This window comes from Alicycliphilus denitrificans (assembly GCF_044792555.1).
GTDB lineage: Bacteria > Pseudomonadota > Gammaproteobacteria > Burkholderiales > Burkholderiaceae_C > Alicycliphilus > Alicycliphilus denitrificans_A.
Genome location: NZ_CP126238.1, coordinates 880,618 through 907,289 on the forward strand (window position 1 = coordinate 880,618; position 26,672 = coordinate 907,289).

23 protein-coding genes are annotated in these 26,672 nt (G+C 66.3%); 14 read left to right on the forward strand and 9 right to left on the reverse strand.

From position 1 onward, the window contains the following. The first annotated feature begins 34 nt into the window (after window positions 1-34). Window positions 35-1,939 (forward strand): MFS transporter, encoded by a 1,905-nt coding sequence (locus P7644_RS04085; RefSeq protein ID WP_404301755.1) that lies wholly within the window; start codon window positions 35-37, stop codon window positions 1,937-1,939. Window positions 1,940-2,107: 168 nt separating this feature from the next. Beyond that, window positions 2,108-3,283, forward strand: a complete 1,176-nt coding sequence (locus tag P7644_RS04090; RefSeq protein ID WP_404301756.1) for a diguanylate cyclase — start codon at window positions 2,108-2,110, stop codon at window positions 3,281-3,283. Here P7644_RS04090 and P7644_RS04095 read toward each other — a convergent pair. Beyond that, window positions 3,274-4,119, reverse strand: a complete 846-nt coding sequence (locus P7644_RS04095) for a MurR/RpiR family transcriptional regulator (protein WP_404301757.1) — start codon at window positions 4,117-4,119, stop codon at window positions 3,274-3,276. The two genes, P7644_RS04090 and P7644_RS04095, sit on opposite strands and share 10 nt — an antisense overlap. Before the next feature lie 102 nt (window positions 4,120-4,221). Between P7644_RS04095 and tal the strand changes: the two genes are divergently transcribed. Next, entirely contained in the window at window positions 4,222-5,172 is a 951-nt protein-coding gene (tal, locus tag P7644_RS04100) for a transaldolase (RefSeq protein ID WP_404301758.1), read from the forward strand. Then, a complete protein-coding gene (gene pgi / locus P7644_RS04105; protein ID WP_404301759.1) occupies window positions 5,169-6,773 on the forward strand; it encodes a glucose-6-phosphate isomerase in 1,605 nt (534 codons plus the stop codon). Before tal ends, pgi begins: the two co-directional genes overlap by 4 nt. 133 nt (window positions 6,774-6,906) lie before the next feature. On the opposite strand, the gene groL is transcribed toward pgi, so the two are convergent. The 4 genes from groL to metK all read right to left on the reverse strand — a co-directional run bounded on the left by groL (window position 6,907) and on the right by metK (window position 11,467). Beyond that, window positions 6,907-8,553 (reverse strand): chaperonin GroEL, encoded by a 1,647-nt coding sequence (gene groL / locus P7644_RS04110; protein WP_404301760.1) that lies wholly within the window; start codon window positions 8,551-8,553, stop codon window positions 6,907-6,909. Window positions 8,554-8,650: 97 nt separating this feature from the next. Beyond that, a complete protein-coding gene (gene groES, locus P7644_RS04115; RefSeq protein ID WP_404301761.1) occupies window positions 8,651-8,941 on the reverse strand; it encodes a co-chaperone GroES in 291 nt (96 codons plus the stop codon). Window positions 8,942-9,091: 150 nt separating this feature from the next. Next, the gene (locus P7644_RS04120; protein ID WP_404301762.1) at window positions 9,092-10,168 is read right to left on the reverse strand and encodes a bifunctional nicotinamide-nucleotide adenylyltransferase/Nudix hydroxylase; all 1,077 of its coding nucleotides are present in this window, start codon (window positions 10,166-10,168) and stop codon (window positions 9,092-9,094) included. Window positions 10,169-10,285: 117 nt separating this feature from the next. After that, window positions 10,286-11,467, reverse strand: a complete 1,182-nt coding sequence (gene metK, locus P7644_RS04125) for a methionine adenosyltransferase (protein ID WP_404301763.1) — start codon at window positions 11,465-11,467, stop codon at window positions 10,286-10,288. Between the two features lie 137 nt (window positions 11,468-11,604). On the opposite strand from metK, the gene P7644_RS04130 reads away from it, so the two are divergent. Both P7644_RS04130 and P7644_RS04135 read left to right on the forward strand, forming a co-directional pair. After that, window positions 11,605-12,471 (forward strand): lysophospholipid acyltransferase family protein, encoded by an 867-nt coding sequence (locus P7644_RS04130; protein ID WP_404301764.1) that lies wholly within the window; start codon window positions 11,605-11,607, stop codon window positions 12,469-12,471. Continuing rightward, on the forward strand, window positions 12,468-13,337 hold the full coding sequence (locus P7644_RS04135) for a lysophospholipid acyltransferase family protein (protein ID WP_404301765.1): 870 nt from the start codon (window positions 12,468-12,470) through the stop codon (window positions 13,335-13,337). Before P7644_RS04130 ends, P7644_RS04135 begins: the two co-directional genes overlap by 4 nt. Window positions 13,338-13,377: 40 nt before the next feature. Here the strand turns inward: P7644_RS04135 and yihA are convergent, their stop codons facing one another. Further along, entirely contained in the window at window positions 13,378-14,091 is a 714-nt protein-coding gene (yihA, locus tag P7644_RS04140) for a ribosome biogenesis GTP-binding protein YihA/YsxC (RefSeq protein ID WP_404301766.1), read from the reverse strand. Between the two features lie 83 nt (window positions 14,092-14,174). Between yihA and P7644_RS04145 the strand changes: the two genes are divergently transcribed. The 5 genes from P7644_RS04145 to P7644_RS04165 all read left to right on the forward strand — a co-directional run bounded on the left by P7644_RS04145 (window position 14,175) and on the right by P7644_RS04165 (window position 20,141). Next, window positions 14,175-14,795, forward strand: coding sequence for a c-type cytochrome (locus tag P7644_RS04145; protein ID WP_404301767.1), 621 nt, complete (start codon window positions 14,175-14,177; stop codon window positions 14,793-14,795). Window positions 14,796-14,923: 128 nt separating this feature from the next. Further along, the gene (locus tag P7644_RS04150) at window positions 14,924-17,101 is read left to right on the forward strand and encodes a cytochrome c biogenesis protein ResB (protein ID WP_404301768.1); all 2,178 of its coding nucleotides are present in this window, start codon (window positions 14,924-14,926) and stop codon (window positions 17,099-17,101) included. Further along, the gene (ccsB, locus tag P7644_RS04155) at window positions 17,098-18,432 is read left to right on the forward strand and encodes a c-type cytochrome biogenesis protein CcsB (RefSeq protein WP_404301769.1); all 1,335 of its coding nucleotides are present in this window, start codon (window positions 17,098-17,100) and stop codon (window positions 18,430-18,432) included. Before P7644_RS04150 ends, ccsB begins: the two co-directional genes overlap by 4 nt. A gap of 90 nt (window positions 18,433-18,522) precedes the next feature. Next, complete coding sequence (msrP, locus tag P7644_RS04160; protein WP_404301771.1) at window positions 18,523-19,518, forward strand: protein-methionine-sulfoxide reductase catalytic subunit MsrP; 996 nt, start codon at window positions 18,523-18,525, stop codon at window positions 19,516-19,518. Continuing rightward, window positions 19,518-20,141 (forward strand): sulfite oxidase heme-binding subunit YedZ, encoded by a 624-nt coding sequence (locus P7644_RS04165; protein WP_404301772.1) that lies wholly within the window; start codon window positions 19,518-19,520, stop codon window positions 20,139-20,141. Before msrP ends, P7644_RS04165 begins: the two co-directional genes overlap by 1 nt. 323 nt (window positions 20,142-20,464) lie before the next feature. On the opposite strand, the gene lysA is transcribed toward P7644_RS04165, so the two are convergent. Both lysA and P7644_RS04175 read right to left on the reverse strand, forming a co-directional pair. Further along, window positions 20,465-21,745: a diaminopimelate decarboxylase gene (gene lysA, locus P7644_RS04170; RefSeq protein WP_404301774.1), complete on the reverse strand. Its 1,281-nt coding sequence runs from the start codon at window positions 21,743-21,745 to the stop codon at window positions 20,465-20,467. Continuing rightward, the gene (locus P7644_RS04175) at window positions 21,742-21,948 is read right to left on the reverse strand and encodes a lipoprotein (protein ID WP_404301775.1); all 207 of its coding nucleotides are present in this window, start codon (window positions 21,946-21,948) and stop codon (window positions 21,742-21,744) included. The genes lysA and P7644_RS04175 overlap by 4 nt, the downstream gene beginning before the upstream one ends. Before the next feature lie 12 nt (window positions 21,949-21,960). On the opposite strand from P7644_RS04175, the gene cyaY reads away from it, so the two are divergent. Further along, window positions 21,961-22,290 carry an iron donor protein CyaY gene (gene cyaY / locus P7644_RS04180; protein ID WP_404301777.1) on the forward strand — a complete coding sequence of 110 codons (330 nt, stop codon included), beginning with the start codon at window positions 21,961-21,963 and terminating at the stop codon, window positions 22,288-22,290. Between the two features lie 56 nt (window positions 22,291-22,346). Here the strand turns inward: cyaY and P7644_RS04185 are convergent, their stop codons facing one another. Next, window positions 22,347-24,722 (reverse strand): penicillin-binding protein 1A, encoded by a 2,376-nt coding sequence (locus P7644_RS04185; protein ID WP_404301778.1) that lies wholly within the window; start codon window positions 24,720-24,722, stop codon window positions 22,347-22,349. A gap of 262 nt (window positions 24,723-24,984) precedes the next feature. Between P7644_RS04185 and P7644_RS04190 the strand changes: the two genes are divergently transcribed. Together P7644_RS04190 and P7644_RS04195 are read left to right on the forward strand one after the other, a co-directional pair. After that, window positions 24,985-26,064 (forward strand): pilus assembly protein PilM, encoded by a 1,080-nt coding sequence (locus P7644_RS04190; RefSeq protein ID WP_404301779.1) that lies wholly within the window; start codon window positions 24,985-24,987, stop codon window positions 26,062-26,064. Continuing rightward, window positions 26,061-26,672 (forward strand): PilN domain-containing protein, encoded by a 612-nt coding sequence (locus tag P7644_RS04195; protein ID WP_404301781.1) that lies wholly within the window; start codon window positions 26,061-26,063, stop codon window positions 26,670-26,672. Before P7644_RS04190 ends, P7644_RS04195 begins: the two co-directional genes overlap by 4 nt.

The following is a 26,672-nucleotide window of genomic DNA, read 5'->3' on the forward strand; positions in this document are numbered from 1 at the left end:
GCCTTCTGCACTGCGTTGATCTCCAGCAATCCCTATGCGTGATTCCCGTCCCAACCAGTTTGCGCTGCTGCGCCAGCGCCGTTTCGCTCCGTTCTTCTGGACGCAGTTTGCCGGCGCGGCGAATGACAACCTGTTCAAGTTCGCCTTCACGGTGATGGTGACCTACCAGCTCGGCGTGTCCTGGCTGCCGCCGGCCATGGCGGGGCTGGTGATCGGGGCGCTGTTCATACTGCCGTTCCTGCTGTTCTCGGCCACGGCCGGGCAGATCACCGACAAGATCGAGAAGACGCGCATCATCCGCTTCGTGAAGAACCTGGAGATCGCCATCATGCTGGTGGCGGGTGCGGGCTTCATGGCGGGCAATGCCGGGGTGCTGCTGGCCTGCGTGTTCCTGATGGGCCTGCATTCCACGCTGTTCGGGCCGGTCAAGTTCGCCTACCTGCCGCAGGCCCTGTCCGAGCGCGAGCTCACGGGCGGCAACGGCATGGTGGAGATGGGAACCTTTGTCGCCATCCTGCTGGGCAACGTGGCGGGCGGCCTGCTGGTGGCGATTCCAGGCATAGGACATGCCACGGTGGCTGTGGCCTGCCTGGCCCTGGCGCTGGCCGGGCGGGCGGCGGCGCAGTTCATCCCCAGGGCGCCAGCCACCGATCCTGGCCTCACGGTGAACTGGAACCCGGTGAGCGAGACCTGGCGCAACCTGAAGCTGGCGCACGGCAACCTCGTGGTGTTCCGCTCGCTGCTGGGCATCAGCTGGATGTGGTTCTTCGGCGCGGTGTTCCTGAGCCAGTTCCCCAGCTTTGCCAAGGACGTGCTGCGCGGCGACGAGCAGGTGGCATCGGCGCTGCTGGTGGTCTTCTCGGTCGGCATTGGCACGGGCTCGCTCTTGTGCGAGGTGCTCTCGCGCCGGCATGTGGAGATCGGCCTGGTGCCGCTGGGCGCCATCGGCATGAGCGTGTGCGCCACCGAGTTGTTCCTGTCCACCTACCACCTGCCGCCGGTGCCGGCGCTTGGCCTGGCGGACTTTCTCTCCAGGCATGCCTACTGGCGCGTGATGCTGGATCTTTTCCTGCTGAGCCTGTTCGCCGGCCTGTACAGCGTGCCCATGTACGCGCTGATCCAGATGCGCAGCCAGGCCACGCACCGTGCGCGCATCATCGCCGCCAACAATATCCTGAACGCGCTGTTCATGATCGCCAGCGCGGTGCTGGCTGGCTTGCTGCTGTCGGCGGGCTTCACGGTGCCGCAGATCTTCTTGTTCACGGGCATCGCCAACGCCGTGGTGGCCTTCTACATCTTCATGCTGGTGCCCGAATACCTGCTGCGCTGCGTGGCCTGGGTGTTGTCGCGCTGCGTGTACCGCTTTCGCGTGCGTGGGGACGAACATATTCCCACCACGGGTGCGGCCATCCTCGCGTGCAACCATGTGAGCTTCGTCGACGCCGTGCTGCTCATGGCCGCCAGCCCCCGGCCCATCTACTTCCTGATGGACCAGCGCATCTTCCGCACCCCGGTGCTGGGGTGGATGTTCCGCCTGGCCAAGGCGATACCGGTCGCGCCGCAAAAGGAGGACCCCGCGACCTACGAGGCCGCCTTCGAGCGCGCCGCGCAGGTGCTGCGGGATGGCGGTCTGCTGGCCATCTTCCCCGAGGGCGGCATCACGCGCGACGGGCAGCTGCAGCCCTTCAAGGGCGGCATCATGAAGATCATCGAGCGTGCCCGTGCCGACGGTGTGGATGCGCCCGTGGTGCCCATGGCGCTGACGAACCTGTGGGGTTCGTTCTTCAGCCGCATCGAGCAGGGCGGCGCCATGGTGCGGCCGTTGCGGCGCGGCATGTGGAGTCGCGTGGGCCTGAACGTGGGCGCGCCCATGGCGGCGGCGCAGGTGCAGCCCGAGCCGCTGCGCGAGCGCGTGGCGGGTTTGCTGGCCTTGGGTTGAAAGCGCTCAGACGGCCAATCGTGAGGCCTGCCACCGGCTGCACGCTGCGCCTGCTCGGCCAGGTGGCGCGCCGTTATAGTGTGATTTCGCCATGGCGCCGGGAGTCGTCGCAAAGACAACGAGGCTTTGCCCACGGCGGCGCCCGGCGCCCCTTCAGCAGAGCCGCCCATGTCCACCCCCCGCGATCACGCCCTGTCCCGTCCCTTGTGGGCGCCCACGCCCCCTTCCGTGCATGCCGACGGTGCGGCGCACCGCCAGCGCTGGCAGCGGCGCACCTGGCAACTTCACCAGTCGGTGCTGCTGAGCCACCTGTATGCCTTCTCGCTGCTGGTGGGCTACAGCCTGGCCGGCTATGCGTCCGGGCCGGCGGTAGCCTGGTATGGCGCCTGGGTGGCGGCCGGCATGGGCTTCATCACCTGGGCCTATGCCAGCGGCTGGTGCCACACGCGGCGCGATCCCGGGCTGTTCGTGGTGCACCAGGCGGTCTCGATATTGGGCGTGCTCGGCCTGCTCGTGGCGGCGCCGCAGCTGGCGTTCCAGGCCCTGGTCATGCTGATTGCCTTCAGTGCCGACGGCTTCCTGGCGCGCAGCCGCACCAGCTTTGCCGTGACCTGGGTGCTCACGCTCGCCGCCGCCGGCTGCGCCATCGTCTGGATGGGGCCGCAGATGCGCATGCCCACCACCACCCTGGCTGGGCAGTTGCTCACCGTGGGGGTCTTGCTGGGGGCGGTGGCGCGCTGCATTGGGCTGGTGACCTTTTTTCGCGGCATGCAGTACCGGCTGAGCGAGGCGCTGGCGCAGATCGAAAACCTGGTGCGCAGCGACGAGCTGACCGGCATCGCCAACCGCCGGGGCATCATGGAAGTCCTGCAGCGCCACCAGGCGCAGGCCGGCCGCAGCGGCCGGCCGCTGTGCGTGGCGCTGCTCGATGTGGACCATTTCAAGCGCATCAACGACCAGCACGGCCACGACAGCGGCGACCGCGTGCTGCGCACGCTGGGCGCCTTGCTGACGGCCCATACGCGCGCGATCGACAGCGTGGGCCGCTATGGCGGCGAGGAATTCCTGCTCGCCATGCCCGACACCACCGCCGCCCAAGCCCGCGAGGCGCTGGAGCGCCTGCGTGCGCGCGTCGAGTCCACCGCCTGGGCCGGCATCTTCCCGGGCGCCAGCGGCGTCACGGTCACCATCGGCGCCGCCGTCTGCCAGCCCGATGAGTCGGTGGAGTCTGCCATCCGGCGCGCCGACGCCGCCCTCTACGAGGGCAAGGCCGCGGGGCGCAACCGGGTGGTGCTGGCGCTGCCCCAGGCTGCGCCCGCGGTGCCAGCCGGGGTTCAGGTGTAGCGCTTGGCACGCAGATTGTTTTTCATCTGCTGCAGCACGGGCTGCAGCGGCTCGCCTATGCGCAGCGCCACGCAGGTGGCCAGCACATCGATGATGAGCAGGTGCAGCAGGCGCGAGGCCATGGGGCTGTAGCGGTCGTAGCCCTCGGGGTTGTCGGCGGCCAGGTGAATGCGGCAGCTGTGCGCCAGGGGCGAGCCGCTGGCCGTGATGGCTATGGTTGTAGCGCCGTTCTTGCGGGCGATGTCGGCGGCGTCCATCAGGTCGCGCGTGCGGCCCGAGTTGCTGATGATCACCGCGCAGTCGCCCGGGCCCAGGAGTGTGGCGCTCATGACCTGTATGTGACCGTCGCTGCTCGCCAGGCTGGTGATGCCTAGGCGAAAGAACTTGTGCTGCGCGTCCTGCGCCACGATGCCGGAGTTGCCCGCGCCATAGAACTCGATGCGCCGCCCGGTTTTCCAGGTGGCGGCGATGGCCTCGGCCGCGCGCTCCAGGGCGTTGCTGCTGGCGGCGTTGCGGTATTGCAAAAAAGCGGCCACGGCGTTGTCCACCACCTTCACCAGCACGTCGCCGGTCTTGTCGTCGGCGTCCACGCTGCGGTGGATGAAGGGCACGCCCTCGCTCACGCTGCCCGCGAGCTTGAGCTTGAAGTCGGCCAGGCCGTCGTAGCCCATGCTGCGGCAAAAGCGCACCACCGTGGGCTTGCTGACCTGGGCGCGCGCCGCCAGCTCGCGCACCGGCAGGCGGGCAAAGGCGCGGGGGTCATCGAGCACAAGCTGCGCCACGCGCTGTTCGGCGGGGGCCAGCGATGAAAGAGAGGCGGTGATGCGATCCAGCATGGGGTGGGTGTGGGGTCAGGCACACCGAATGTAACGCGGTTTCATGCGCGCCGCGCCGCATACACTTGGCGCCTGGCGCACAGCCCCATCATGAGGACCTGCATGAACCAACTCGACGCACTCAAGCAATTCACCACCGTGGTCGCCGACACCGGCGACTTCAAGCAGCTGGCGCAGTTCCAGCCGCAGGACGCCACCACCAACCCCTCGCTGATCCTGAAGGCCGTGCAGAAGAGCGAATACGCGCCGCTGCTCAAGGACTGCGTGACGCGCTGGCATGGCCGCGGCATGGACGAGCTGATGGACCGCCTGATCGTGCGCTTTGGCTGCGAGATCCTGTCCCTGATCCCCGGGCGTGTGTCCACCGAGGTCGATGCGCGCCTGTCCTTCGACACCGCCGCCACCGTGGCCCGCGCCGAGCGCATCGTGGAGCTGTACCAGGCCGAAGGGCTGCACATCGACCGCGTGCTCATCAAGATTGCCGCCACCTGGGAGGGGATACAGGCGGCGCGCCAGCTGGAGGAGCGCGGCATCCACACCAACCTCACGCTGCTGTTCTCGTTCGCCCAGGCCGTGGCCTGCGGCCAGGCGCGGGTGCAGCTGATCTCGCCCTTCGTCGGCCGCATCTACGACTGGTACAAGAAGCAGGCGGGCAGCAGCTGGGACGAGGCCGCCATGGCCGGCGCCAACGACCCCGGCGTACAGTCGGTGCGCGCCATCTACAACCACTACCGGCATTTCGGCATCGCCACCGAGGTCATGGGCGCGAGCTTTCGCAACACGGGCCAGATCGTGGCGCTGGCGGGCTGCGACCTGCTGACCATCGCGCCCGAGCTGCTGGCCCAGCTGGCGGCCAGCGACGCGCCGGTGCAGCGCGTGCTCGACCCCGAGGCCGCGCGCCGCGTGCAGGTGCAGCCCGTGCAATACGACGAGCCGGGCTTCCGCTACGCGCTCAATGCCGACGCCATGGCCACCGAGAAGCTGGCCGAGGGCATACGCGCCTTTGCCGCCGACGCCGCCAAGCTGGAACAGCTGCTGCAAGCCGCCGCATGAGTGGCTATCACGACCCGCGCACGCGCTGCGACCGCACGAGCGCCTGGGCGCGGCTGCGCGCGCATTACGAGGGCGCGGGCCGGGGCTTCGACCTGCGCGCCGCCTTCGCGCAGGACGCAGAGCGCTTTGAACGCTTCAGCCAGCAGGCGCCGCATGTGTTTGCCGACCTGTCCAAGAACCTGATCGACGCGCCCACTGAAACCCTGTTGCTTGAGCTGGCGCGCGAATGCGGCCTGGAGGCCTACCGCGACGCCATGTTCGCCGGCGCCCCCATCAACAACACCGAGCGGCGCGCGGTGATGCACTGGTTGTTGCGTAAGCCTGAGCATTTTTCGGCTCCAACCCAATATGGAAAAGCGTTAGCAGCTACGGATACCGTAGCGAATGGCCTGCGCGAGGTGCATGCCACGCTGGACGCCATGCTCACGCTCGCCGAGCAGGTGCGCGCCGACGAGGTCATCACCGACATCGTGAACATCGGCATAGGTGGCTCGGACCTGGGGCCGGCCATGGTGGCCAAGGCGCTGGACGAGCTGCGCCCGGGGAATAAGCGCCTGCACTTCGTCTCCAACGTCGATGGCATGGAGCTCGGCAGCCTGCTGCGCCAGCTGCGGCCCGAGCGCACGTTGTTCCTGATCGCCTCCAAGACCTTTACCACGCTGGAGACGATGACCAATGCCCACGCCGCGCGCGACTGGTTTCTGGCGCAGGGTGGCAGCCAGGACGGGCTGAGGCGGCATTTCGTTGCCCTGACCACCAACCTGGAGGCGGCGGCGCAGTTCGGCATCACCACCACGCTGGGTTTCTGGGACTGGGTGGGCGGGCGCTATTCGCTCTGGTCCGCCATCGGCCTGCCCATCGCCATCGCCATCGGTGCGCAGGGCTTTCGGGAGCTGCTGGCGGGTGCGCATGCCATGGACGAGCATTTCCGCAGTGCGCCGCTGGCGGCCAACCTGCCCGTGCGCCTGGCGCTGCTGGACCTGTGGTACCGCAACTTCCACGGCTTTGCCAGCCGCAGCATGGCACCCTACAGCCACGGCCTGCGCCGCCTGCCGGCCTATCTGCAGCAGCTGGAGATGGAGAGCAACGGCAAGGGCGTGGATGCGCAGGGTGCGCCCTTGCCCTACGCCACCGCGCCCGTGATCTGGGGTGAGGCTGGCAGCAACGGCCAGCATGCGTTCTTCCAGATGATCCACCAGGGGCCGGACACCGTGCCCGTGGAATTCATCGCGCTGCGGGAGGGCGGGCGCGACCTGCCCGGGCAGCACCCGCGCCTGGTCGCCAATGCCCTGGCCCAGGCGCGCGCGCTGATGATGGGCCGTCCGGATGAGGAGGACGGCCACCGGCGCTTTTCGGGCAACCGGCCCAGCAGCTTCCTGCTGCTGGAGCGCCTGGACCCGGCCTCGCTGGGCGCGCTCATCGCCCTCTACGAGCACCGCGTGTTCGCCAGCGGCGCGCTGTGGGGCATCAACAGCTTCGACCAATGGGGCGTGGAGCTGGGCAAGACCATCGCCCGCGACCTGGAGCCGCGCCTGGCCACGGGTGATACCGAGGGGCTGGACGCTTCCACCGCGGGGCTGCTGCAGCGCCTTGCGTCGTAGGAGCGCCGGCATCTTGCCGGCATGAAAGCGACCGCTATCCCAACCCCATGAAAAAAGCCCGCAGATAAGACCTGCGGGCTTTTTGATTGGGCGCATGGTGCCTCGGCGAGGCGCCAGCGGCCGGGCTAGGCTATTACATGCCCATGCCGCCCATGCCACCCATGCCGCCCATGTCGGGCATGCCGCCTGCGGGGGCGTCATCCTTGGGGGCCTCGGCCACCATGGCTTCGGTCGTCAGCAGCAGCGAGGCCACGGAGGCGGCGTTCTGCAGGGCCGTGCGCGTCACCTTGGTGGGGTCCAGAATGCCCATCTCCAGCATGTCGCCGTAGGTGTCGTTGGCGGCGTTGAAGCCGTAGTTGCCCTTGCCGGCCAGCACGGCGTTGACGACCACGGAGGCTTCGCCACCGGCGTTGTTCACGATCTCGCGCAGGGGCGCTTCGATGGCCTTCATGATCAGTTTCACGCCGGCGTCCTGGTCGGCGTTCTCACCCTTGACCTCGCCCACGGCCTGGCGTGCGCGCAGCAGGGCCACGCCGCCACCGGCCACGATGCCTTCTTCCACCGCAGCGCGGGTGGCGTGCAGGGCGTCTTCCACGCGGGCCTTCTTTTCCTTCATCTCGACCTCGGTGGCAGCGCCGACCTTGATCACGGCCACGCCGCCGGCCAGCTTGGCCACGCGCTCCTGCAGCTTCTCGCGGTCGTAGTCGCTGGTGGCTTCCTCGATCTGGATGCGGATCTGCTTGACGCGGGCCTGGATGTCGTCGGCATTGCCGGCGCCGTCGATGATGGTGGTGTTTTCCTTGCCCACCTCGATGGTCTTGGCCTGGCCCAGGTCGGCCAGCGTCACCTTCTCCAGCGACAGGCCCACTTCCTCGGCGATGACCTTGCCGCCCGTCAGGATGGCAATGTCTTCCAGCATGGCCTTGCGGCGGTCACCGAAGCCCGGCGCCTTGACGGCCACGACCTTCAGGATGCCGCGGATGGTGTTCACCACCAGGGTCGCCAGGGCCTCGCCCTCGACTTCCTCAGCGATGATCAACAGCGGACGACCGGCCTTGGCCACGGCTTCCAGCGTGGGCAGCAGGTCGCGGATGTTGCTGATCTTCTTGTCGAACAGCAGCACGAAGGGGTTGTCCAGCAGGGCAACTTGCTTCTCGGGGTTGTTGATGAAGTAGGGCGAGAGGTAGCCGCGGTCGAACTGCATGCCTTCCACGACATCCAGCTCGTTGTTCAGGCTCTTGCCGTCTTCTACGGTGATCACGCCTTCCTTGCCGACCTTGTCCATGGCGTTGGCGATGATCTCGCCGATGCTGGAGTCGGAGTTGGCGGAGATCGAACCCACCTGGGCGATTTCCTTGGACGTGGTCGTGGCCTTGGAGGCCTTCTTCAGCTCTTCCACCAGGGCGGCCACGGCCTTGTCGATGCCGCGCTTCAGGTCCATGGGGTTCAGGCCGGCGGCCACGTACTTGCTGCCTTCGCGCACGATGGCCTGGGCCAGCACGGTGGCGGTGGTGGTGCCGTCACCAGCGTTGTCGCTGGTCTTGGAGGCCACTTCCTTCACGAGCTGGGCACCCATGTTCTGGATCTTGTCCTTGAGTTCGATTTCCTTGGCCACGGACACGCCGTCCTTGGTCACGGTGGGGGCGCCGAAGCTGCGCTCGAGCACCACGTTACGACCCTTGGGGCCCAGGGTCACCTTGACCGCGTTGGCCAGGATGTTCACGCCTTCGACCATGCGGGCGCGGGCTTCGCCGCCGAAAACTACGTCTTTTGCTGCCATGTTTGGCTCCTACAAATTTTGAATCAAATAGGCTGCTGAGGCTTGTGTGTCAAGCGCAAGCAGCTATGAAAATTGATGGATTGTGAGGCGGGAGGGATTATTTCTCGACCACGGCGAACAGGTCGTCTTCCTTCATCACCAGCAGCTCGTCGCCGTGGACCTTCACGGTCTGGCCGCTGTACTTGCCGAACAGCACGCGATCGCCCACCTTCACACTCATGGCGATGCGGTCGCCGTCTTCATCGAGCTTGCCGGGACCGACGGCCATCACCTCACCCTGGTCGGGCTTCTCTGCGGCGTTGTCGGGGATCACGATGCCCGAAGCAGTCTTGGTTTCGTTTTCCAGGCGCTTGACGATCACGCGATCGGCGAGAGGGCGCAGGTTCATAGGATCTCCTTGCGAGGTACAAACAAAGGGTGGTAACGAGGGCAGCCCGTGAGGGCCGCCTGTGGGTAGGGCGGTGCTGTTAGCACTCAACCCTTACGAGTGCTAATAATAAGGCCGTTTTTTCCCGCTTCAAGGGGCTGGCCCAGAAACTTAGGGGCTTTGGCGATCCGCGGCACCGGTGGCCAGCGGGGATGTGGCCAGGCCCAGGCCCAGCAGTTGGTCGATGATGTGCCAGTGGTCATCGTGGAACTGGTCTTCCATGGTGGCCAGCTGCTGCTCAGCCACCCAGTCGGCATGCGCCGCATCGTCGCCGCCGTGCACCTCGGGCAGGGCGTCATCGCCCAGGTCGAAGAAATACGCCTGGGTGATGACGCGTCCGCGCAGGCTGCGCTGCGGATGGTCGAACACCCGCTGGCTCTGCAGTGCCGCACGCAGGCGCGCTTCGGGCAGGGCGCAGTGGGTTTCCTCGGCCAGCTCGCGCAGGCAGGATTGCCACAGCGTGTCATGCGGCTCGACGAAACCACCCGGCAAGGCCCACAACCCCTTGCCAGGGGCATGGCCGCGGCGGATCAGCAGCACCCGGCCCTGGCAGCGCACGAGCGCGTCCACGGTCACGAACACCGGCGGATAGGGGGCGCCGGCCCAGCTGGCGCGGTAGGCGCGCAGCATGCGCCATTCTTCCTGCAGGGCGGGGTAGTGCGGTGTTTGGGCGAACTGCTTCAGCCAGGCACGCGTCGATCCGGGCAGGTGCTCGGCAAATGGGGTGAGCGCCTGATCCAGCGTGGCAGCGCTGGCGCCAAAGTAGGCGTCGCGGATGGGCGTGGCGTCGATGGCGCCCTGGCGCTGCATGCCGATCAGCGCCCAGCCGGGAAAGGCCTGCAGGTAGCCGCTGGTGTCGTCCTTGAAATAACCCACCAGTGCCATGCGCGCCCCGGCCGGGGTCACCTGGGCCACGGCCTGGCGTACCGCCTGGGCCCAGCGCGGTTCGTCGTAGTGGTCGCGCATGGGCAGCACGATGAGGCGTGCACGCTCGGCCTCGGGCAGGGCGGCGCGCAGCAGCTGGGCGCGTTCCTGCCAGGTGAAGGGGTTCTTGGGCGTGCGTGCCTGGTGCGCGGATCCCAGTATGACGATGGCCTGGCGCGAGCGCGTCAGCGCCTCGCGCAGCAGCGCCATATGTCCGTTGTGAACCGGCTGAAAGCGCCCGATCAGGACGGCGGCGTCGTACATGGGAAGATGGCGTGTCAATGGCGGAGGGGGTGCAGCGGCCTTGTGGTCTTCGCTCACATCGCTGCGCGATATGAGCTACGCCCCAAAGCCCAGGGTTGGCTGACGCAGACGCCGGGCTTACAGCCCGGCCGCAGCACGCAGCGCCGCAGCCTTGTCTGTGCGCTCCCAGGTGAACTCGGGCTCCTCGCGGCCGAAGTGGCCGTAGGCGGCGGTCTTGGCGTAGATGGGGCGCAGCAGGTCCAGCATCTGGATGATGCCCTTGGGGCGCAGGTCGAAATACTCATGCACCAGCTTGGCGATCTCGTTGTCGGGGATCACGCCCGTGCCCTCGGTGTAGACGGTGATATTCATGGGCCGGGCCACGCCGATGGCGTAGGCCACCTGGATCTGGCACTGGCGCGCCAGGCCGGCGGCGACGATGTTCTTGGCCACGTAGCGCGCGGCGTAGGCGGCGCTGCGGTCCACCTTCGTCGGGTCCTTGCCCGAGAACGCGCCGCCGCCGTGCGGGCAGGCGCCGCCGTAGGTGTCGACGATGATCTTGCGGCCCGTGAGACCGCAGTCGCCCTGCGGGCCGCCGATGACGAAGCGGCCCGTGGGGTTGATCAGGTACTTGGTGTCCTGCAGCCACTCCTTGGGCAGCACGGGCTTGATGATCTCCTCGATGATGGCCTCGGTGAAGCTGGCCTTCATCTTGGTGGCGGTCTCGCTCTGGTCCGGGCTGTGCTGGGTGGAGAGCACCACGGTGTCGATGCTGTGCGGCTTGCCGTCCACGTAGCGCATCGTCACTTGCGATTTGGCGTCGGGGCGCAGGAAGGGCAGGCGGCCGTCCTTGCGCAGCTGGGCCTGGCGCTCCACCAGGCGGTGCGCGTAGTAGATCGGCGCGGGCATCAGCTCGGGCGTCTCGTCGCAGGCGTAGCCGAACATCAGACCCTGGTCGCCGGCGCCGGTGTTCAGGTGGTCGTCGCTCGCGTGGTCCACGCCCTGGGCGATGTCGTTGCTCTGCTTGTCGTAGGCCACCAAGACCGCGCAGCCTTTGTAGTCGATGCCGTACTCGGTGTTGTCGTAGCCGATGCGCTTGATGGTGTCGCGTGCCACCTGGATGTAGTCCACATGGGCGTTGGTGGTGATCTCGCCGGCGAGCACGACCAGGCCGGTGTTGGTCAGCGTCTCTGCGGCGACGCGGCTGCGTGGGTCTTGTTCGAAAATAGCGTCCAGGATGGCATCGGAGATCTGGTCTGCCACCTTGTCGGGGTGACCCTCAGAGACCGATTCGGACGTGAAGAGGAAATCGTTCGCCATTTGAATAAACTCCGGTGTTTGCAGCATTTGGGCGTTGCCCACAGCTTTGTCAGGAGCCTAGTGGCGAACGCTTTAGCAGTTGTGTTTAACGTCGCCCTGCAAGTTGCTCATTTAACTCGGCGACGTCCGCGATTGTAATGCCAACCGTTTTTCGTCTTTTTTCAGCGTTGCCTTTGTGGTTGCTGCATGCCGTCGGCGCGCTGCTGGGCTGGGCGGCGTTCGTCGCCTCGCCCACATACCGGCGCCGATTCGTGGATAACGCCGCATGCGCCGGCTATGCGCTCGCCGATGTGCGCGCGGCCGTGGCCCATGCCGGCCGCATGGTGGCCGAGGCGCCGCGCCTCTGGCTGGCCCCCGAGCCGCCGGCCTGCGAGATCCGCAACGCCGAGTGCGTGCAGCAGGCTTGGAGTCAGGGCCGGGGCATCGTGTTCCTCACGCCGCATATCGGCTGCTTCGAGCTGTCGGTGCAGGCGGCTGCGCGGCGCTGGTCGCCGCAGCATGGGCCCATCACCATCCTGTACCGTCCCGCGCGCCAGCGCTGGCTGGCCAAGCTGATGCAGACCGCGCGCAACCGCCCGGGCATAGAGGCCGTGCCCACCACGCTGCAGGGCGTGCGCCAGATGCTCAAGGCGCTGCGCCGCGGCGAGGCCGTGGGCCTGCTGCCCGACCAGGTGCCGCCGCAGGGGCTGGGCCTGTGGTCGCCGTTCTTCGGCCGCCCGGCCTACACCATGACGCTGGCCGCGCGCCTGGTGCAGCAAACCGGCGCCAGCATCATCCTGGCGCGCTGCGAACGCCTGCCGCGCGGACGTGGTTATGTGCTGCATCTGCAGGATTTGCCCGAGCCGCTGGCGCCTGCACTCGACGCCGCCGTGCTGCAAATCAACCAAGCCATGGAGCAACTCATTCGCCAAAGCCCCGAGCAGTATCTGTGGGGCTATGCGCGCTACAAGCAGCCGCGTGCCGAGATGCATGCCAGCGTTCAGGCCGGGGAGGGCGGCGCATGACGACGCGCCTGGCCGTCGCCCTCATGGGCCTGCTGGCGCGCCTGCCGCTGCCCCTGCTGCGGGCGCTGGGCTGGTTCATAGGCCGGGTGCTGTTCGTGCTGGCCGTGCCGCGGCGCAAGGTGGCGCTACGCAATCTGGAGCTGTGCTTTCCCGATATGCCCGCGGCACAGCGCCGCGCCTGGGCGCGCGAGTCCTTCGTGGTGTTCTGCCAGACCTTCCTGGACCGCAGCTGGCTGTGGGCGGGATCCGAGGAGCTGGTGCGCAGCCGCGTGAGGCTCACGGGAGCCGTGCAGGAGCTGGAGGGCGACACGCCCACCATCGTCTTCGCCCCGCATTTCTACAGCATGGACGCGGGCGGGCTGGCGCTGCCCCTGAACACCACGCGCGAGTTCACCTCCATCTTTGCCACCAACCCCGATCCGGCGCTCGACGCCTGGTTCATGGGCGGGCGCCAGCGCTTTGGCAATGTGCGCATGCTCAACCGCGCCGACGGCGTCAAGCCCATCATCGCCTGCCTGCGCAAAGGGGGTCTCTTGTACCTGCTGCCCGATATGGACTATGGCAGGAACGACTCGGTGTTCGTGCCCTTCTTCGCCATGCCCGACACGGCCACCATTCCCTCGCTCTCGCGCTTTGCACGCCTGGGCCGCGCCAAGGTGGTGGCGCTGTACAGCCGCATGACGCCGCAGGGCTACGTGGCCGAGCTCACGCCCGCTTGGGAGAACTTCCCCACCGAGGACCCTGTGGCGGACACGGCGCGCATGAACCGCGAGCTGGAGGCCGCCATCCGCACCATGCCGGCGCAGTACTACTGGGTGCACAAGCGCTTCAAGACGCGGCCCGAGGGGCAGGCGTCGGTATATTGATGTTTTTGGCTGTTTGCGCTTTATGGATAAGCGTCAATAGCTATTGTTTTTGCTGCAAATCGGGTGCGGCGTCTGCATCAGGGGCGTCGGCCAGCGGCGGGTGCGCCCACTGCCACAGCAGCTGCGCCACGTCTTCCACGCCCTGTTTTTTCAGCGCCGAGAACATGCGCACCTCGCCCCCGCCGGCCTGTAGCCGCACGATGGACAGCGCCTTGGCCTGCTCGGCGCGCGTGAGCTTGTCCGCCTTGGTGAGCAGCACCAGGAATTTCAGGCCCTGCTCCACGCGCGGGCGCACCACTTCCAAGAGCGCCTCGTCGAGCTCCGTCAGGCCCAGGCGCGGGTCGCACAACAGCACGATGCCCGAGAGCCCCTGGCGGCTGACCAGGTAATTGGCCATCACCTGCTGCCAGCGTTGCTTGTCCGAACGCGAGACGGCGGCGTAGCCGTAGCCGGGCAGGTCGGCCAGCACGGCGTCGGTCACGCCCTGCTTGCCCAGCGCAAACAGGTTGATGTGCTGGGTGCGCCCCGGCTTCTTGGAGGCGAAGGCCAGCTGGCGCTGCTGCGTCAGGGTGTTGATGCAGGTGGATTTGCCGGCGTTGGAGCGGCCCACGAAAGCGATCTCGGGCACGGTGATGGCGGGCAGCTGGTGCAGCTGGGCGGCGGTGGTCAGAAAGCGCGCGGTGTGCATCCATCCCAGGGCGGCCTTGGCGTCGGGTGGGGTGCCGGGCGCGGGCGCTTGTGGCGTGGTTGACATAGATTTTTAGGCTCAAACTCGAACAAATCAGGGCCCATTGTAGAATTGCCGAGTTTTGCGCTCATAAGACAAGAACCCTAGCTATGAAGTTGCTCGCCTCCTTGCTCATGGCTGCCGCGCTGGCAGCCCCCGCTTTCCCAGCCTTCGCGCAGCAAAAGCCCGCCAAGCCAGACCTGGCCAAGGGCGAGGCCAGCTACAGTGCGGTGTGCGCCGCCTGCCACGCGGCCGACGGCAATTCCACCATTGCCGCTAACCCGTCGCTGGCGCAGCAGCACCCGCAGTATCTGGTCAAGCAGCTGCAGGAATTCAAGTCCGGCAAGCGCGCCGACCCGGTGATGCAGGGCATGGCCTCCATGCTGAGCGATGACGACATGCGCAACGTGGCCGCGTGGCTGGCTGCGCAAAAGGCCAAGGAAGGCTTTGCCAAAGACAAGGATCTGGTCGCCCTGGGCGAGCGCATCTACCGCGGCGGCATCCAGGATCGCAACATTGCCGCCTGCGCTGGCTGCCACAGCCCCAACGGTGCCGGCATCCCGGCGCAGTACCCGCGCCTGTCGGGTCAGCATGCCGATTACACCGTCAAGCAGCTCTCGGACTTCCGCGACGGCAAGCGCGGCAACAACGCCCAGATGCGCGACGTGGCGGCCAAGCTCAACGATCGCGAGATCAAGGCCGTGGCCGACTACATCGCCGGCCTGCGTTGATACACGTCAAGACCATAGGGGCGCTTGGGGGCATTCAAGGAACCTTGCGTCGATAATCGCACCTAACGGCGGGCGGGCACATCTGAACGGGTGGCCCGCCTTTTTCACATCCGGGTTCTCCGTTTCTCATGTCCGACACCTCCAAGCGCCCAGGCCGTGCGCCGCGCTCGCCGGCCACACGCTCACTGACCGAGCTGCTGGCCTCCATGCGCTTTGCGATTGCGCTGCTGACGGTGATTTGCATCGCCTCGGTCATCGGCACCGTGCTCAAGCAGCATGAGCCGGTGAACAACTACGTGAACCAGTTCGGGCCGTTCTGGGCCGACCTGTTCCTGGCGCTCAAGCTCAACGCCGTCTATAGCGCCTGGTGGTTCTTGCTGATTCTGGGTTTTCTGGTGGTGAGCACCTCGCTGTGCATTGCACGCCATGCGCCCAAATACCTTGCGGACCTGCGCAACTACAAGGAAAACATCCGCGCACAAAGCCTGCAGGCCTTTCGCCACAAGGCCAGCGCCACCCTGGACGGCGAGGCCGCCGAGGCGGCCGCCCAGCGCATTGGCAAGCTGCTGGTCTCGGGTGGCTGGAAGGTGCGGCTGCAGCAGCGCCAGACGCCAGCGGGCGATGGCTGGATGGTGGCTGCGAAGGCCGGCGCGGCGAACAAGCTGGGTTACATCGCGGCGCACAGCGCCATCGTGCTGGTGTGCCTGGGTGGCCTGCTCGATGGCGACCTGATGGTGCGCGCGCAGATGTGGTTTCTCGGCAAGACACCTTATGCGGGCGGCGGCCTCATTGCAGACGTCAAGCCCGAGCACCGCCTGTCCGCGCGCAACCCGACCTTCCGCGGCAACCTGCTGGTGACCGAGGGCAAGCATTCCAGCACGGCCATCCTGAACCAGTCCGACGGCCTGCTGTTGCAGGAGCTGCCGTTCTCCGTCGAACTCAAGAAGTTCGTCGTGGAGCATTACTCCAGCGGCATGCCCAAGCTGTTTGCCAGCGACATCGTGATCCACGACCTGGCCACGGGCAAGGCCACGCCGGCGCGTGTGGAGGTGAATCATCCGGTGAGCTACGGCGGGGTGGAGATCTACCAGTCCAGCTTCGATGACGGTGGCTCCGAGGTGCAGCTGCGCGCGCGCCCGCTGGTGCCGGGCATGGAGCCGTTTGACGTGCAGGGCGTGATCGGTGGCTCCACGCAGCTGAAGAATACCGGCTTGGGCGAGGCCATGACGCTGGAGTTCACCGGCCTGCGCGTGCTCAACGTGGAGAACTTTGGCGACAACGGCAGCAGCGGCTCGGGCGCCGACGTGCGCAAGGTGGATCTGCGCGCATCCATCGAATCGCGCCTGGGCGCCGGCAACAAGACCGTATCCAAGCGCGAGCTGCGCAACGTGGGGCCCAGCGTGAGCTACAAGCTGCGCGACGCCGCGGGTCAGGCGCGCGAGTTCCATAACTTCATGCTGCCCGTGGATACGGGCGATGGCCAGCCGGTGTTTCTGCTGGGCGTGCGCGAGACGCAGGCCGATCCCCTGCGCTACCTGCGCGTGCCCGTGGACGCCGAGGGCAGCATGGAGGGCTTCGTGCGCCTGCGCCTGGCGCTGGCCGACCCGGCGCTGCGCGAGCAGGCGGTGCGCCGTTACGTGGCCCAGGCCGTGGACGCCTCGCGCACCGATCTGGCCGAACAACTGGCCCAGTCCACCGGGCGGGCGCTGGCCCTGTTTGCCGGCGACACCCTGGGTGATGCGGCCCTGGAGAAGCTGGCGGCCGTCAACGGCCGTCCGCTGGCCGGCCTGCCGGCGATCTCGGAATTCATGCAGGCGAATGTGCCCGAGGCCGAGCGCGAGCGTGCCGCCGAGGTGCTGATGCGCATCATGAACGGCGCGCTGTTCGAGCTGGCGCAGATGACGCGCGAGCGCGCGCAGCTGCCACCCTTGGAGCAGGGCGAGAAGACCCAGACCTTCATGACGCAGGCCGTGCTCTCGCTCAGCGACTCCCAGGCCTATCCGGTGCCCCTGGTGTTCGAGCTGCGCGACTTCAAGCAGATCCAGGCCAGCGTCTTCGAGGTGGCGCGAGCCCCTGGCAAGAACGTGGTGTATCTGGGCTGCCTGCTGCTGATCCTGGGCATCTTTGCCATGCTCTATGTGCGCGACCGGCGCCTGTGGGTCTGGCTCGCGCCGGGCAGCGGCGGCGCGCAGGCCACGATGGCGCTATCGGCCAACCGCAAGACCCTGGATACGGATCGTGAATTTGCACAGTTGCGCACCCAGTTGCTGGGGGCGGCCCATCCCCCTGACGGAGGTACGACATGAACACTGCCACGACGACGCTGACCCTGAATGAGGGCTACTTCGCGCGCCGCAACTGGCTGGACTGGTTGTTTGCGCTGGCGGTGCTGGGCGGCGGCCTGTTTGCGCTGCAGCGTTACGGCAGCGCCATGGATGTGTACGAAAAGGGCATTCTGCTGGGCAGCATTCCCGGCGCCATCTGGCTGGGCTGGTTCTGGCGGCCGCTGCGCATCCTGATGCTGGCGGTGGCGGGCTGCTCGCTGCTGGCCATTGGCCTGTACCAGAACAATGGCGCGGGCGACCTGGCGCGCTCGGAGACGGTGTTCGGCCTGAAGTATTTCCTGTCCAGCCAGTCCGCCATCCTGTGGATGAGCATGCTGTTCTTCATGAGCACGGCGTTCTACTGGATAGGCATGTTCTCGCGCGGCCAGGGCCAGGCCATGATGCGCATAGGTTCGCGTATCGCCTGGGTGGCGGTGGCGCTGGCGCTCATCGGCACCATGGTGCGCTGGTACGAGAGCTACCAGATCGGCCCGGACATCGGCCACATTCCGGTGAGCAACCTCTACGAGGTGTTCATCATGTTCTGCTGGATGACGGCCGTGTTCTACCTGTACTACGAGCAGCAGTACCAGACACGTGCCCTGGGCGGCTTCGTGATGCTGGTGGTCAGCGCCGCCGTGGGCTTTCTGCTGTGGTACACGGTGGTGCGCGAGGCGCACGAGATCCAGCCCCTGGTGCCGGCGCTCAACAGCTGGTGGATGAAGCTGCATGTGCCGGCCAACTTCATCGGCTATGGCACCTTTGCGCTGTCGGCCATGGTGGCGTTTGCCTATCTGATCAAGCAGCAGGCGAGCGAGACGCGTTGGTGGAAGCTGGCACCCCTGTGGCTGCTGGGCGTGGTGCTGTGCTTCGAGCCCATCGTCTTCCGCCAGGGGGCGACCGAGGGCGGCGGCGCCTACTGGATGGTGTACTTCGGCGTTTCGGCGCTGATCGTGGCCGGCATCCTGCTGGCGCGCCGGCGCATCGCCGAGGGGCTGCCGGCGCTGCAGGTGCTGGACGACGTGATGTACAAGTCCATCGCCGTGGGCTTTGCCTTCTTCACCATCGCCACCGTGCTCGGCGCGCTGTGGGCGGCCGAGGCCTGGGGCGGCTACTGGAGCTGGGACCCCAAGGAAACCTGGGCGCTGATCGTCTGGCTGAACTACGCGGCCTGGCTGCACATGCGCCTGATGAAGGGCCTGCGCGGCACCATGTCCGCCTGGTGGGCCCTGGTGGGGCTGGTGGTGACCACCTTCGCCTTCCTGGGCGTGAACATGTTCCTGAGCGGCTTGCACAGCTACGGCACGCTGTAACCCTGTGCAACATGTGGGGAACCACCGGGCCCTGCGATCAGTCTCTGTTTCGTACAGACTCTGGCCGACACGGTCAACGCAAGGGTTTTCATGCTGATTCCACGCAACAACGGTTATATCCATCCGCACGCCAGCGAGGTCACGCCGCGCGCCGACTATGAACAGCGCCGCGCGCTGCTGCGCCTGCTGGCAGGGGGTGCGGCCGGAGCGGCGCTGGCGTCCTGGGCCGGGCGTTCGGCGCTGGCGCAAACCGTACAGCGCCCAGGCCGGCTTGGGGCTCTGGAGGGCATGCGCTCGGCCGTGGCCGGGGCGGTGACCATGGAAAAGCCCACCGAGTACAAGGATGCCACCGGCTACAACAACTTCTACGAATTTGGCACCGACAAGGCCGACCCCGCGCGCAACGCCCACACCCTGAAGACGCGCCCCTGGACGGTGGAGGTGGAGGGCCTGGTGCACAAGCCGCGGCGCTTCGACATCGACGAGCTGCTGAAGCTGAGCCCCCAGGAGGAGCGCATCTACCGCCTGCGCTGCGTGGAGGGCTGGTCCATGGTCATCCCCTGGGTGGGCTATTCGCTGGCCGAACTCATCCGGCGCGTGCAGCCGCAGGGCAGCGCCAAATATGTGGAGTTCGTGACCCTGGCCGACAAGGCCGTCATGCCCGGGGTGGGCAGCCGCATCCTGGACTGGCCGTATACCGAGGGCCTGCGCCTGGACGAGGCCATGCACCCGCTCACGCTGCTGGCCTTCGGCATGTATGGCGAGTTGCTGCCGAACCAGAACGGCGCCCCGGTGCGCATCGTCGTGCCCTGGAAGTACGGCTTCAAGAGCGCCAAGAGCATCGTCAAGATCCGCTTCACCGAGAAAGAGCCTGCCACGGCCTGGAACAAGGCCGCGCGCAACGAGTACGGCTTCTATTCCAACGTCAACCCGGACGTCGACCACCCGCGCTGGAGCCAGGCGACCGAGCGGCGCATCGGCGAGGATGGCCTGTTTGCCAAGAAGCGCAAGACGCTGCTGTTCAACGGCTACGAGGCCCAGGTGGGGCAGCTCTACGCCGGCATGGATTTGCGCAAGAACTATTGATGGCGCGCGTCCTGTTGCACCCGGCGGCCAAGCCGCTGCTGCATGTGCTGTGCCTGCTGCCGCTGGCCTGGCTGGTGTATGCGGCGGCGCTGGACCGCCTGGGCGCAAACCCGGCCGAGGCGCTGATCCGCTCCCTGGGCGACTGGACGCTGCGCCTGCTGTGCCTGACCCTGGCCGTGACCCCGCTGCGCCTGGCCCTGGGCCTGCCCGCGCTGGCGCGCTTTCGGCGCATGCTGGGCGTCTACACCTTCGGCTATGCCGCGCTGCACCTGCTGTGTTACGCCGGGTTTGACATGGGGCTGGATTGGGGCGAGATTGCGCGCGACGTGGTCAAGCGGCCCTTCATCCTCGTCGGCATGTGCGGCTTCGTGCTGCTGCTGCTGCTGGCCGCCACCTCGTTCAACCGCGCCATACGCTGGCTGGGCGCGCGCCGCTGGCAGCAATTGCACCGCAGCGTGTACCTGATTGCAGGCCTGGCGATCCTGCATTTTTTCTGGATGCGCGCCGGCAAGAACGACTTCGCCGAGGTGGCGCTGTATGCCGCCATCCTCGCCGCGCTGCTGCTGGCGCGGCTGCTCAGGTACCTACGGGGTCGATTCAAGGTTAGATCACTATCATTGTGATAGCTATTGACGCTTGTGTATTGGCTGTTTGGGCCTGATTTGGTTCAAATTCTCTGGGCGGTTGCGGCAGTGGCTCCATAGCCGCCGTCGGTATCCGCTAGGCACGCTTGTCGAACAGATTGATGCTGATGCCGCACACCAGGCCGTAGAAGGGGTTGCCCTCACGGAATGCATGCACTACGCGGGCAGCGGCGCCAGCTCGTGGCGCCCCAGCGGCAGGCGCGGCCACCGGCGTCGGGTAAGCCGAGGCGCTAGATGAGCAGCCGCCATACGAATGGCCCCTCCATGGTGCTGGCTTGCTGTCTGGCGGGCAGAAACAGGTGTCAGGGGAGCAGTTTCTCGCTGCGGTAGATGTCGCTCACGCTTTCGCGAGCCCGGATCACATGCACGCTGGCGCCATCGACTAGCAGCTCGGCCGGACGCGGCCGGGTGTTGTAGGTGCTGCCCATGGAACTGCAGTACGCCCCCGTGGACAGCACGGCCAGCAGCTCGCCTGCGGCCACGGCCAGGCTGCGCTCGCGCCCGAGCCAGTCACCGCTTTCGCAGATCGGGCCGACCACGTCGTAGACCTGCGGCTCGTGGGCAGTGCCCGCATCCAGCGGCACGATGCCGTGGTAGGCCTGGTACATCGCCGGGCGCGGCAGGTCGTTCATGGCGGCATCGACGACGCAGAAGTTCTTCTGCTCGCCGGGCTTCAGGTACAGCACCTCGGTCAGGCACACGCCGGCATTGCCCACCAGGGAGCGGCCCGGCTCAATCATCAGCTGGCGCTGGCCATAGCCGCGCGCATCCAGCTTGGCCAGCAGCTTGGCCCACAGGGCATCGGCCGCGGGCGGCGTATCGCCGTTGTAGTCGATGCCCAGGCCGCCGCCGAAATCAATGTGGTGGATGTTGATGCCCGCCGCCTCGATGGCCTGCACCAGGTCCAGCAGGCGGTCCATGGCGTCCAGATAGGGCGTCTCCTCGGTGATCTGCGAGCCGATGTGACAATCGATGCCCACCACGCGCAGGCCGGGCAGTTGTGCCGCGCGCCGGTAGGTGTCCACGGTGCGCTCGTGGGCGATGCCGAACTTGTTGCCCTTCAGGCCCGTGGAGATATAGGGGTGGGTCTTGGCATCCACGTTCGGGTTCACGCGGATGCTCACTGGCGCGCGCAGGCCCATGGCCTGGGCAACCTCGCTCAGCACCTCCAGCTCGGCCTCGCTCTCCACGTTGAAGCAGCCGATGCCGGCCTCCAGCGCCTGGCGCATCTCGGCGCGTGTCTTGCCCACGCCCGAGAAAATGACCTTGGATGGGTCGCCGCCGGCGGCGAGCACGCGCGCCAGCTCGCCGCCCGAGACGATGTCGAAGCCGCAGCCATGGCGCGCAAACAGCTGTAGCACGGCCAGCGACGAATTGGCCTTCATGGCGTAGCAGATCTGCACCTTGCGCCCGGCAAAGCCGCGCTGGTAGGCCGCCAGCGCCTGCAGCATGGAGGCCTGCGAATAGACATACAGCGGCGTGCCGTGCGCGCGCGCCAGATCCGACAGGCGCTGGTCTTCGAGGTAGAGGGCTTGGTCGCGGTAATGCAGCTGGGGATGGCCGGGCAGGGAGCGGGAGGTCATGGATGGGACGATGGTGCGGTGGATGGTGTGGCAGGCATCGGCGCGCGCGAGGCGGCCGGGTTGAGTGTCTCGGGCAGGGTGGCGCGCTGCACCGCCGCCGGATCGGTCGGCAGATACAGCGGACCACGCTGGCCGCAGCCCAGGGCCGCCGCGCTCAGAGCAAGGGCAATCGTCCTGACTAGAATTTGGCGAGCTCTCAACATATGCAAATTGTAATGATCGACCTTGAATTCATGGACCGTGCCGAGCAACTGCTGCTGGCGGTGGAGCAGGGCTGCGACCGTATCAACGACGATACCGATGCGGACCTGGACAGCCAGCGCTCGGGCGGCATGCTCACCATAGTCTTCGCCAACCGCAGCCAGATCGTCATCAACCTGCAAAAGCCGCTGCACGAGGTCTGGATGGCCGCGCAGTCCGGTGGCTATCACTACCGCTTTGACGGCACTCGCTGGATGGATACCAAGGGCGACGGTGAATTCTTCGCGGCCCTGAGCCGCGATGCCAGCCGGCAGGCGGGCCAGGCGCTGCAGTTCACGGCATAACCTGGCGGCCCCGGGGCGCCGCCGTAGCGGTGCCACCGCAGCCGTAGCAGCGCCAATCAGTTGCGGAACAAATCGAGGATGCGGCTGCGCTCCTCCTGCGCCGGCGCCACGGCGGGCGCGGTGGCAGCGGGCGCATCCATACCCAGGCTGGGGATGCCGGCGCTGCGAGCGTACTCGTCGTAGAACCACTCGCCGCTCACGTTCACCACGCCGGGGGGCACGGTGGGCTCGGCCACGGGCACGCCCTTGAGCGCCTTGTCCATGAAGCTGATCCAGATGGGCAATGCCAGGCCGCCACCGGTCTCGCGGCTGCCCAGGTTGCGCGGCTGGTCGTAGCCAATCCAGGTCACGGCCGTCAGCGTGGGCTGAAAGCCGGCGAACCAGGCATCCACCGAATCGTTGGTGGTGCCGGTCTTGCCGTACAGATCGGGACGCTTGAGCGTGGCCTGCGCACGTGCGGCCGTGCCCGAGCGCGTGATCTCCTGCAGCAGGCTGTTCATGATGAAGGCGTTGCGCGCGTCGATGGCGCGCGGGTTGTCCTCGGTGGCCGGCGGCTGGAAGTTGGACAGGATGCGGCCCTTGTGATCGGTCACGCGGGTGATCAGGTAGGGGTTGACGCGGTAGCCGCCGTTGGCAAACGCCGAATAACCCGTCGCCATCTGCATCGGCGTGACCGAACCCGCGCCCAGCGCCATCGTCAGGTAGGCCGGGTGCTTGTCGGCGTCAAAGCCGAAGCGGCTCACCCATTCCTGTGCGGTCTTGGGGCCCACGGCCTGCAGCACGCGGATGGAGACCATGTTCTTGGACTTCGCCAGGCCCGTGCGCAAGGTCATCGGGCCGTCGTATTTGCCGTCGTAGTTCTTGGGCTCCCAGGGCTGTGCGCCCGTCGCACCGGCGCTGAAAAATATCGGCGCATCATTGACGACCGTGGCCGGCGTGAAGCCTTTTTCGAGAGCCGCGGAATAGATGAAGGGCTTGAAGGACGAGCCCGGCTGGCGCCATGCCTGGGTGACATGGTTGAACTTGTTCTTGTCAAAGTCGAAGCCGCCCACCAGCGCGCGTATGGCGCCCGAGCGCGGGTCAATGGCCACGAAGGCACCCTCCACCTCGGGCAGTTGGGTGATCTCCCAGGTCTTTTTCGGCGTCTGTAGCACGCGAATGACGGCGCCGCGGCGCAGCTTGATGTTCGGCGGGGCCTTGTCGCTCAGCCCCGACTGGGCGGGCTTGAGGCCCTCGCCGGTGATCTCGATCTGCTCGCCATCGGCGCGTGCGGCAACGATCTTCTTGGCGTTGGCCTCGAGCACCACGGCCGCCAGCACATCGCCGTTGTCGGGGTGGTTGGCCAGTGCGTCATCAATCGCGTCCTCGACCTCGGCGGCGCTGCTGGGCAGGCTCACGAAACGCTCGGGGCCACGGTAATGCTGGCGTCGCTCGTAATCCATGATGCCCTTGCGCAGGGCGGCGTAGGCCACCTCCTGCTCGCCCGCATTCAGGGTGGTGTAGACGTTCAGGCCGCGGGTATAGGCCTCGGCGCCGTACTGGGCAAAAATCAGCTGGCGCGCCATCTCGGCGACATATTCGGCATGCACGCGGGTGCTGTCGGTGGACGAGCGCAGCCTGAGATCTTCCTGCTTGGCTGCGGCGGCCTGTGCAGCGGTGATGAAGCCGTTGTCCAGCATGCGCTCGATGATGTAGAGCTGGCGCACGCGGGCGCGCTTGGGGTTGCTGATCGGGTTGTAGGCCGAGGGGGCCTTGGGCAGGCCGGCCAGCATGGCGGCCTCGGCGATGGAGATGGACTTCAGCGGCTTGCCAAAATAGGCCTCGGAGGCGGCTGCAAAACCGTAGGCGCGATTCCCCAGATAAATCTGGTTCATATAGATCTCGAGAATCTGATTCTTTGTCAGCAAATGCTCAAGCTTAAAAGTTAACAATATTTCATATATTTTTCGCGTCAATGTTTTTTCTGATGAGAGATAAACATTGCGCGCCACCTGCATGGTGATGGTGGAGGCGCCCTGGCTTTTCGCCCGGCCCAGGTTGGCCAGGGCCGCGCGCAGCACGCCCTTGTAGTCCACGCCGCCATGCTCGAAAAAGCGCGCGTCCTCAATGGCCAGCACGGCCTGGGTCATCACGGCCGGAATGTCCGCGATGGGGGTGAGGTTGCGGCGCTCTTCGCCAAATTCGCCGAGCAATGCGCCCTCGGTGGAGTACACGCGCAGCGGCAGCTTGGGGCGGTAGTCGGCCAGATCGGAAACGTCGGGCAGATTGGGGTAGGCCATGGCCAGGCCTACGCCCACCACCAGCATGGCCGCCAGCGCACCCGCTGCGCCCAGGCCTGCGAGCCAGACCACAGCGCGCAGCAGCCAGCGTAGCCAGCGTGGCGAATGGGCGGGGGGTTTGGGGGAGGGGGCTTTTTCTCGTGAATGCGGCATAGGGCTCAATCGGCAAGCAACCTCACATTATAAAAATTCGAGGCTTGCCCATCCCTGATGGGATGTGTCAGATGGTGTTGGTAGGCAGACCTGAAAGCGACTCGAAAATTCCCTTATCAATAACAGAAAAATCGTCGGCTTTTGACAACGCAACAGATGTATCAGTGGCGTAAAACTCTTTGCTGGTGTAGGAGCATACTGATAGGATTCATGTGAAGTGTTAGGTTTTGTTGCGTCATATCGGTAAGTTACGGGGGGAGCCGTGATCTCAATGGGGTCGTTGTTCAGTCGTCAGCCGGCTCCATTGTTAGGGGTCGACATCAGCTCTTCCAGCGTCAAGCTGGTGGAGCTTGGGCGTGATAAGGGAGGTGCCCTGGTTCTCGAGTGCTGTGCCATCGAGCAACTGGAACGAGGGTGGATCACCGATGGCAACATCGAAAAATTCGACGAGGTTGCCGACGCCTTGCGCCGGCTGGTGAAAAAAAGCGGCACCAAGACGAAGAACGTGGCGCTGGCCTTGCCTCCGTCCGCGGTGATCACCAAGCGCATCAGCCTGCCTGGCGGCATGACCGAGCAGGAGTTGGAGGTGCAGGTCGAATCCGAGGCCAACCAGTACATCCCGTTTTCACTCGATGAGGTGAGCCTGGATTTCTGCGTCGTCGGCCCGAGCAAGAATGCGCCTGGCGATGTGGATGTGCTGATTGCCGCATCGCGCAAGGAAAAGGTCCAGGATCGCCAGGGCCTGGCGGAAGCCGCCGGCCTCAAGCCCGTGATTGTGGACATCGAGTCCCATGCCGCGCGCCTGGCCGTCGGTCGCCTCATCGAGGCCCTGCCGAACCGCGGCACGGATGCGGTGGTGGCCCTGTTCGAGGTGGGTGCGCTCACCACCAGCATGCAGGTCATCCGCAACGACGACGTGCTGTATGAGCGCGACCAGGCCTTCGGCGGCGCGCAGCTGACGCAGCTCATCGTGCGCCAGTACGGCTTTTCCCAGGAGGAGGCCGAGAGCAAGAAGCGCAACGGTGATCTGCCGGAAGACTATCAATCTGCCGTGCTGAGCCCCTTCGTGGACAGCCTGGCCCAGGAGGTCGGGCGCGCCCTGCAGTTTTTCTTCACCAGCACGCCCTATCACCGGGTGGATCACATCATGCTGGCCGGCGGCTCCGCTCCGCTGCATGGCCTGACCCAGGCAGTGACCGAGAGCACCGGCTTTGCCTGCAGCATCATCAACCCGTTTGAGGGCATGGACGTAGGTGGCGCGGTACGTCTCAGGAAAATGGCGCGCGAGGCGCCGTCCTATCTGACGTCCTGCGGACTGGCGATGCGGAGGTTCGTGCAGTGATTCTGATCAACCTGCTCCCGCACCGGGAAGTTGCACGCAAACGCCGGCGCGAGACGTTTCAGGCCATCATGATGGCCTCGGCTTTGGCTGGCCTGGTCATTGCCGCGGTGATTTACTGGTGGTTCCAGATGATGATCACCGATCAGCAGGACAGGAACAGTTTTCTGCGCGGCGAGATTCAGGTGCTGGAGCGCCAGATCAAGGAAATCGCCAACCTCGAAGAGGAAATCACCGCGCTTCAGGCACGTCAGAGGGCCGTGGAAGACCTGCAGTCCGATCGCAACCTGCCGGTTCACCTGCTCAACGAAATGGTCAAGCAACTACCTGACGGCGTGTACGTGACCAGCCTCAAGCAGGCCGACCAAATCGTCACCATGCAGGGTATGGCGCAGTCCAATGAGCGGGTTTCCGAGATGCTGCGCAACCTGAGCAACAACACGCCCTGGCTTGCCAAGCCCGAGTTGGTGGAAATCATTGCCGCCAATGTGTCCTTGTCCCCCAAGGACCAGCGCCGCGTGGCGTCGTTCAATCTGCGTTTCCGCCTGGTGCGCAGCTCCGAGGCGCAAAAGGCGATGGGCGCTGCAAGTGAAGCGGCGGCAGGGAAATAG

Coding starts and splice junctions, on each gene's coding strand:
- P7644_RS04085 (WP_404301755.1), top strand. CDS start 35: ATGCGTGATTCCCGTCCCAACCAGTTTGCGCTGCTGCGCCAGCGCCGT.
- P7644_RS04090 (WP_404301756.1), top strand. CDS start 2,108: ATGTCCACCCCCCGCGATCACGCCCTGTCCCGTCCCTTGTGGGCGCCC.
- P7644_RS04095 (WP_404301757.1), bottom strand. CDS start 4,119: ATGCTGGATCGCATCACCGCCTCTCTTTCATCGCTGGCCCCCGCCGAA.
- tal (WP_404301758.1), top strand. CDS start 4,222: ATGAACCAACTCGACGCACTCAAGCAATTCACCACCGTGGTCGCCGAC.
- pgi (WP_404301759.1), top strand. CDS start 5,169: ATGAGTGGCTATCACGACCCGCGCACGCGCTGCGACCGCACGAGCGCC.
- groL (WP_404301760.1), bottom strand. CDS start 8,553: ATGGCAGCAAAAGACGTAGTTTTCGGCGGCGAAGCCCGCGCCCGCATG.
- groES (WP_404301761.1), bottom strand. CDS start 8,941: ATGAACCTGCGCCCTCTCGCCGATCGCGTGATCGTCAAGCGCCTGGAA.
- P7644_RS04120 (WP_404301762.1), bottom strand. CDS start 10,168: ATGTACGACGCCGCCGTCCTGATCGGGCGCTTTCAGCCGGTTCACAAC.
- metK (WP_404301763.1), bottom strand. CDS start 11,467: ATGGCGAACGATTTCCTCTTCACGTCCGAATCGGTCTCTGAGGGTCAC.
- P7644_RS04130 (WP_404301764.1), top strand. CDS start 11,605: ATGCCAACCGTTTTTCGTCTTTTTTCAGCGTTGCCTTTGTGGTTGCTG.
- P7644_RS04135 (WP_404301765.1), top strand. CDS start 12,468: ATGACGACGCGCCTGGCCGTCGCCCTCATGGGCCTGCTGGCGCGCCTG.
- yihA (WP_404301766.1), bottom strand. CDS start 14,091: ATGTCAACCACGCCACAAGCGCCCGCGCCCGGCACCCCACCCGACGCC.
- P7644_RS04145 (WP_404301767.1), top strand. CDS start 14,175: ATGAAGTTGCTCGCCTCCTTGCTCATGGCTGCCGCGCTGGCAGCCCCC.
- P7644_RS04150 (WP_404301768.1), top strand. CDS start 14,924: ATGTCCGACACCTCCAAGCGCCCAGGCCGTGCGCCGCGCTCGCCGGCC.
- ccsB (WP_404301769.1), top strand. CDS start 17,098: ATGAACACTGCCACGACGACGCTGACCCTGAATGAGGGCTACTTCGCG.
- msrP (WP_404301771.1), top strand. CDS start 18,523: ATGCTGATTCCACGCAACAACGGTTATATCCATCCGCACGCCAGCGAG.
- P7644_RS04165 (WP_404301772.1), top strand. CDS start 19,518: ATGGCGCGCGTCCTGTTGCACCCGGCGGCCAAGCCGCTGCTGCATGTG.
- lysA (WP_404301774.1), bottom strand. CDS start 21,745: ATGACCTCCCGCTCCCTGCCCGGCCATCCCCAGCTGCATTACCGCGAC.
- P7644_RS04175 (WP_404301775.1), bottom strand. CDS start 21,948: ATGTTGAGAGCTCGCCAAATTCTAGTCAGGACGATTGCCCTTGCTCTG.
- cyaY (WP_404301777.1), top strand. CDS start 21,961: ATGATCGACCTTGAATTCATGGACCGTGCCGAGCAACTGCTGCTGGCG.
- P7644_RS04185 (WP_404301778.1), bottom strand. CDS start 24,722: ATGCCGCATTCACGAGAAAAAGCCCCCTCCCCCAAACCCCCCGCCCAT.